The organism is Mycobacterium sp. E1715, from assembly GCF_001667625.1.
In the GTDB taxonomy this organism is placed as follows: Bacteria; Actinomycetota; Actinomycetes; order Mycobacteriales; family Mycobacteriaceae; genus Mycobacterium.
This window is the reverse complement of the sequence record NZ_LZJJ01000286.1, coordinates 1-5,212: the sequence shown is the minus strand read 5'-3', so window position 1 is coordinate 5,212 and position 5,212 is coordinate 1. Positions and strand designations below refer to the sequence as shown.

Here is a 5,212-nt window from a genome sequence, read left to right as displayed (position 1 = left end):
TGGCCCGCCGACCTGCACATGATCGGCAAGGACATCATCCGGTTCCACACCGTCTACTGGCCGGCGTTTCTGATGTCGGCCGGGATCGAGCTGCCGCGCCGGGTGTTCGCGCATGGGTTCCTGCTCAACCGGGGCGAGAAGATGAGCAAGTCGGTGGGCAACATCGTCGACCCGGTGGCGCTGACCGAGACGTTCGGCGTGGACCAGTTGCGCTATTTCCTGTTGCGGGAGGTCCCCTTCGGCCAGGACGGCAGCTACAGCGAAGACGCCATCGTCACGCGCATCAACACCGACCTCGCCAACGAGCTGGGCAACCTGGCCCAGCGGTCGCTGTCCATGGTGGCCAAGAACCTGGACGGGGTGGTGCCGACGCCCGGTGAATTCACCGCCGAAGATGCCGAACTGCTGGCGACGGCCGACGGCCTGCTGGACCGCGTGCGCGCCGCCTTCGACGGGCAGGCCATGCACTTGGCATTGGAAGCGATCTGGCTGATGCTGGGCGCCGCCAACCGATATTTCTCCGCCCAGCAGCCGTGGGTGCTACGCAAGAGCGACTCCGCGGCGGACCAGACTCGTTTCGCGACAGTGCTTTACACAACCTGCGAGGCCGTTCGCATCGCGGCGCTGCTGATCCAGCCGGTGATGCCCGAATCGGCGGGCAAGCTTTTGGATCTGCTCGGCCAGGCGCCCGAACAGCGCAGCTTCGACGCGATAGGCAAACGGCTGACCCCCGGCACGGCGCTCCCGGCGCCGACCGGGGTCTTCCCCCGCTACCAAGCCGACTAGCCGCTCGCGAGCCGAGCGCGCCACCAGCTTCACACCGACATTGCCAGGCACAGCGCCGCGACGGCGAGGCCCTGCAGGGTGGCCCTGGTGGTGATCACTCTGTCCCAGTTGCGCTGCAGCGCACGAGCATCGGTCGGCAACTCGGGTCGATCCGCGCCTGCGATGAGTTGCCGGTTGATCGGCGCGCTCACCCGCAGGTAGATCAGCAGCCACGCCAGCAGCAGGAGGACGGCGGCGCCGGCCGCGCCGGCTTGCGCCCAGCGGCCGGACGCCGCGGCGAATGCCAGGCTGATCGTCGCCGCCGCCAGGCCGAGCACGCCGGGTACCGGCATCCGTCGATCCCCATAGCGATGGATGTTGCCGGCAACGGCGAGCAGGGCCCGATCGTCGATGCGGGCCATCGCGGGCCTCAGCACCATCGCGCAGAACACGTCGGTGCCGTAGACCACCCCGGTACCCAGCACCGCGACGACCGCGAAAACGGTGGCGACCATGGCGCACACTCCTCATCTCCCGTAGGTGCTAGCAACGCTAACCCTCGAGAGCGCGGCTGTCAATAGCGTTGCTATCTTCTGTGCCACCGCTAACACGACGTCACCGATGTCGACGTCGGCGCGCCTCCGGACCGCGCGCCGCCGGCCGATCACCGACCCGGTGCGCGAGCGGGCCGACGAAGGTGTTCAGGGATGCCTTCGGCGAGCGGGAAACGAAATACGGCGCCAATCCTGGGCGGGCATCTGCTCGAAGGCCTGTGTATAGCCTATGTTATGCGCCATAATCGGCCGGTGGACCGACGACGCAATCGGCAAGAGGGTGACTCGCCGATGACGACCCTGAAACAGCTGCCGGCACTGGTTGTGCTCGAGCGGATCCCGATCCCGGTGCTGGCGATCGAGAATGACGGCACCATCCTGTTTTCCAACGCCGCGTTCGCCGAGATGATGGGTTATGACCGGGAAGAGGTGTTGGAGCTGAAGTTCCACCAGATCTTCCATCAGGCACCGGCCTCGGATTCGTTGTTATCCGTCGTTCATTCCCTGGCGAACATGGTGGTCGAATTGGCGCACAAGGACGGTTCGGTGGTGCGCGCCCTGATGAGCAAGTCGGCGGCGATGCGCGCCGACGACCAGTTCGTGCTCGCGGCGTTCCAGGATCTGACCGAGCAGTTGTGGCAGGAGGACCGCTAGCGGGGACGCGGCAGGCCCGGGAAATCATTGGCCGGAACGCGTCGACGTCCTGCGGTCGGTCGTCGATGTAAGCGAAACCTGTTGGTGGGCATCAGGTCTCGTGCTGGACGGCCGCACGGGACGCGCGGTTACGCGCAGACGCTAACGCCGCCGCCGTGATTCGCGCCTGGTGCGCCACAGGATCACCCCGCCGCCGACGATGGCCACCGCAACCCAGCCCGCGCCGAACCACCACAGCCAGCCGAGGTCGGAGTGCCCCTGCGACGCCGCGGTCGGACCACCGGCCGAGGGCGAGTGCTCGACGGTCACCGGGTCCTGCCCGCCCGGCGCGGACACCACCGCGGCGCCTTTGAGTCGTTGCCAGCGCTTGTTATCGCCGCTGAGCCACCGCAGCAACTCGTCGAGTTGCCCCGGCGCCCCGTTTGATGTCGCCACCAACAGCGACCTGCCGCGGTTGAAAACCACTTGGAGAGAGGCGAACCGGAGATCTGGGTCGAGTGTGAGTTTGGCGGGCTTGCCGTCGGATTGGACGGCATTGACGGTGATGGGCCCGCTCGGCCCGGCAGCCACCGGAAGCGCGACATTGGAGTGGTTCCACCCGTCGGCGGAGATCACTATCGCGGGGTCCGACGAGTCGATCGCCTGCTGCGCGGTCGTGACCGTGGTGTAGAGCGGCACGGCGCTGATTCGCTGAAGGCCCACCACGATGCCGACCGCCCGCACCGTGTCTATCAACGAGTGGGCCTCGATGCCCACCTGCATCCGGGGCATCAACGACTGCGGCACCGATTGGAAGCCGTCCGGCACCGGCGGGGCTGCCGGGTCGCTCTGTATTGTGGTGTCGCCGTTGATGTTCAGCGTCAGGAGCTGACTCCCCGGCCCGGCGGTGTAGAAGTCGCCGCAATGCCCGGTGTTGGCGGCGACGTCGAGGACCAGATCAATACTGGTGTAGCGCTGCAGCAGTCGGTCCGGCACATCGATCCAGCGGTCGATGGTGCCGTGGCCGTCGGTCGGCCAGTGGTCGATGGTTTCGGGGCCGATGGTCACGGCGATCTGACCGCCGACGTTCCCCGGTGTCGGGGTGTAGGAACCCTGCAGATGCACGCGCACGTTGTGCACCGATCTGGCGAATCGGGTTTGGTCGATTCCGATCGACACCCGCGGTTGCAGTGACGTCGAGTTGAGAACGGGCTGCGCCAACTCGCGCAACGTCACGCTGCCACCGAGTTGCTGCACGCTCGGTTTGAGCTGTTCCACCGCCGCCTTGGAAGACAGCGCCAACTGCGAGACGTCGTTGAACAACACCGCCGTGTTCGATTCGTCCGACTGGCCGAGCGGTCCGGACATGAGCAACCACGGCACACCCGAGGCGCCTTGTAGCGAAAGCCCGTTGTCAGGGCCCTCTTTGACGACGATCTGACGTTCCAGCGGTTGCGGCGGCGCCGGCGGCGCGGCCTGCCCTTCGGCCAGCGGAATCACCGCGATCTCGGGGGTCTGCCGGCCGTAGTGCGAGGCGGTGGAGGCGGCCAGTTGGACCGCCGTATCGGACTCGTTCGGCGAGGGCGACGGCGGCAGGTAGATGGAAAGCTTGCGCAGCACCGGCGGCAGGAAATGCGCCACCGTGGTGGGCGGCAGTTCGACCCCGGTGTAGGTGATCGACCCGTTGGTCAGGCGCAGCGGGCTCCACGGGTAGAGGCAGTATCCGTCCAATGGCACCACGTACGAACGCAGCGTCACCGACAGCCAATTGTCGTTGACCTCCGCGCCCGCCAGGGGAATGACGATTGGGGCCTGATCGGTGGAGGGCAAATTCAGCCGCGCGATGGTGCGCTCGCCCTGCGTGACAGTGAGCACCCCGGACCGCAGATTGATCGGCATCTCGACGGTGGCGTTCAGTGCCGTCGGTGTCAGGCCATGCAGCACCGGCACGGTGAGCTGTTGGGTACTCGTCACCCCCCAGAATTCCAGGGTGGGAGCGGACCCGATGTCGGTAAGCGACAACGTCGGCGAGTCCGCGGCGGTAGCCGGTTCGCCGGGCGCACCCCACGACGCCGGGGCGCTCATCACCAAAAACCCAACCACCGCGGCCAGCGCGACCACTTTGCCCAGACGTCTCCGGTACATCACCGGAACAGTATGCATTGTGGAATGCGCGTCAACCTCAATTACTGATTCGCCGTCTCGATGGCCGCGAAAGCGGGTGTGGCGCATCCGGCCCGACCGCGCGACCGTGGAGCTCTAGCCGATCAGGGGTTCCGTGTCGGCGTCGGGGCGGGCCGCGATGGCCGGGGCATGACGCATGACTTCGCGACCGAGGAACTGCTGGAAATAGGGCAACGACGCCTCGGTCACCGTGCCGGGCAGCAGGAGCTCCAAGATCTGACGCAGGCGACCGCCGATGTCGACGGGGCCTCCCCTATTGGGTTCACGACGGGTTATCGCATTGAATACCAGTCGCGTTCCGAACATGGCTCCAACGAGGAACTCGGAGAGCACCTTGGGGTCGACGTCCTTGCGGAGGTCTCCCTCGCTGATGGCCCGCCTGGCCTCATCAGCGATCTTCACCGCCAGGTCGGCATAGAAGTCCCCCGCGGCCTCGTTCAATCCGCTTAAGGCACAGGCTAATTGCTCGGCCGTGCGAACGGTCTTGTCCGAGTTGAGCACTACCACGATGGTGAAGGCGCCGTGTAGCAGGTTTTCCAGCCCCGGCGACGAAGACTTGCACACGTTCCCGAATGCCGTGAGCAGGCTCTCGGAGCCTTCCTTGAGGATGTCGGACGCCAGCGATTCCTTCGAATCGAAGTGGTGATACAGGGCGCCTTTGGTCATCCCGGTCCGCTCGATGATCGCCCCCCACCCGGCGGCGGCATACCCGACTTCCCCGAACACCTCGATCGCGGCGTCGATGATCTTCCGCCGAGTGGCTTCGGATCGGACCTGGCGCGGCACTGTCTCTGCACCTCCGGAGTCGCGTCGGGTGCGCGGAGTCATTGATGTGGGTTCACATCCACCGCAAGACGTCCAACGTTAGCAGCCGCTGCCGCGGCTGGCGGGCAGTCTGCTCAACCTGGTCGGCACTAAGGCGAGCCTTGGTCGCTCGAACTGGAGTTGACGGCGAGCGCCGCTCGCCGCCTTAGGAATTGGCTGAAGTAATCGGCCCGGTCCGGTTGCAAGATCCCACCCAAGATCAGCATCCAGCACTTTTCCAGGTCGGTGAGGAACCGTTCCGGGTCGTCCAG

At 66.1% G+C, this 5,212-nt stretch carries 5 protein-coding genes and 1 pseudogene; 2 read left to right on the top strand and 4 right to left on the bottom strand.

Features of this window, described 5'->3' with window-relative positions; genetic code table 11:
* A partial coding sequence (locus A9X03_RS14575) for a methionine--tRNA ligase (protein WP_156736913.1) occupies nucleotides 1–786 on the top strand: 786 nt, incomplete at its 5' end.
* Nucleotides 787–815: 29 nt separating this feature from the next.
* Here the strand turns inward: A9X03_RS14575 and A9X03_RS14570 are convergent.
* Nucleotides 816–1,289, bottom strand: coding sequence for a DUF1772 domain-containing protein (locus A9X03_RS14570; RefSeq protein ID WP_156675780.1), 474 nt, complete (start codon nucleotides 1,287–1,289; stop codon nucleotides 816–818).
* A gap of 321 nt (nucleotides 1,290–1,610) precedes the next feature.
* On the opposite strand from A9X03_RS14570, the gene A9X03_RS14565 reads away from it, so the two are divergent.
* Nucleotides 1,611–1,973, top strand: coding sequence for a PAS domain S-box protein (locus A9X03_RS14565; protein WP_067759437.1), 363 nt, complete (start codon nucleotides 1,611–1,613; stop codon nucleotides 1,971–1,973).
* Between the two features lie 141 nt (nucleotides 1,974–2,114).
* Here A9X03_RS14565 and A9X03_RS14560 read toward each other — a convergent pair whose 3' ends face one another.
* The 3 genes and pseudogenes from A9X03_RS14560 to A9X03_RS30275 form a co-directional block, all read right to left on the bottom strand.
* The gene (locus tag A9X03_RS14560) at nucleotides 2,115–4,115 is read right to left on the bottom strand and encodes a hypothetical protein (RefSeq protein ID WP_067888170.1); all 2,001 of its coding nucleotides are present in this window, start codon (nucleotides 4,113–4,115) and stop codon (nucleotides 2,115–2,117) included.
* A 96-nt stretch (nucleotides 4,116–4,211) separates the two neighbouring features.
* Nucleotides 4,212–4,922 (bottom strand): TetR/AcrR family transcriptional regulator, encoded by a 711-nt coding sequence (locus tag A9X03_RS14555; protein ID WP_067759431.1) that lies wholly within the window; start codon nucleotides 4,920–4,922, stop codon nucleotides 4,212–4,214.
* A 128-nt stretch (nucleotides 4,923–5,050) separates the two neighbouring features.
* Nucleotides 5,051–5,212 (bottom strand): annotated as a pseudogene (locus tag A9X03_RS30275) (TetR/AcrR family transcriptional regulator); the annotation flags it as partial.

Excerpts from the sequence above, each read along its gene's own strand:
- A9X03_RS14565 (WP_067759437.1), top strand. The coding sequence starts at position 1,611 with ATGACGACCCTGAAACAGCTGCCGGCACTGGTTGTGCTCGAGCGGATC.
- A9X03_RS14560 (WP_067888170.1), bottom strand. The coding sequence starts at position 4,115 with ATGCATACTGTTCCGGTGATGTACCGGAGACGTCTGGGCAAAGTGGTC.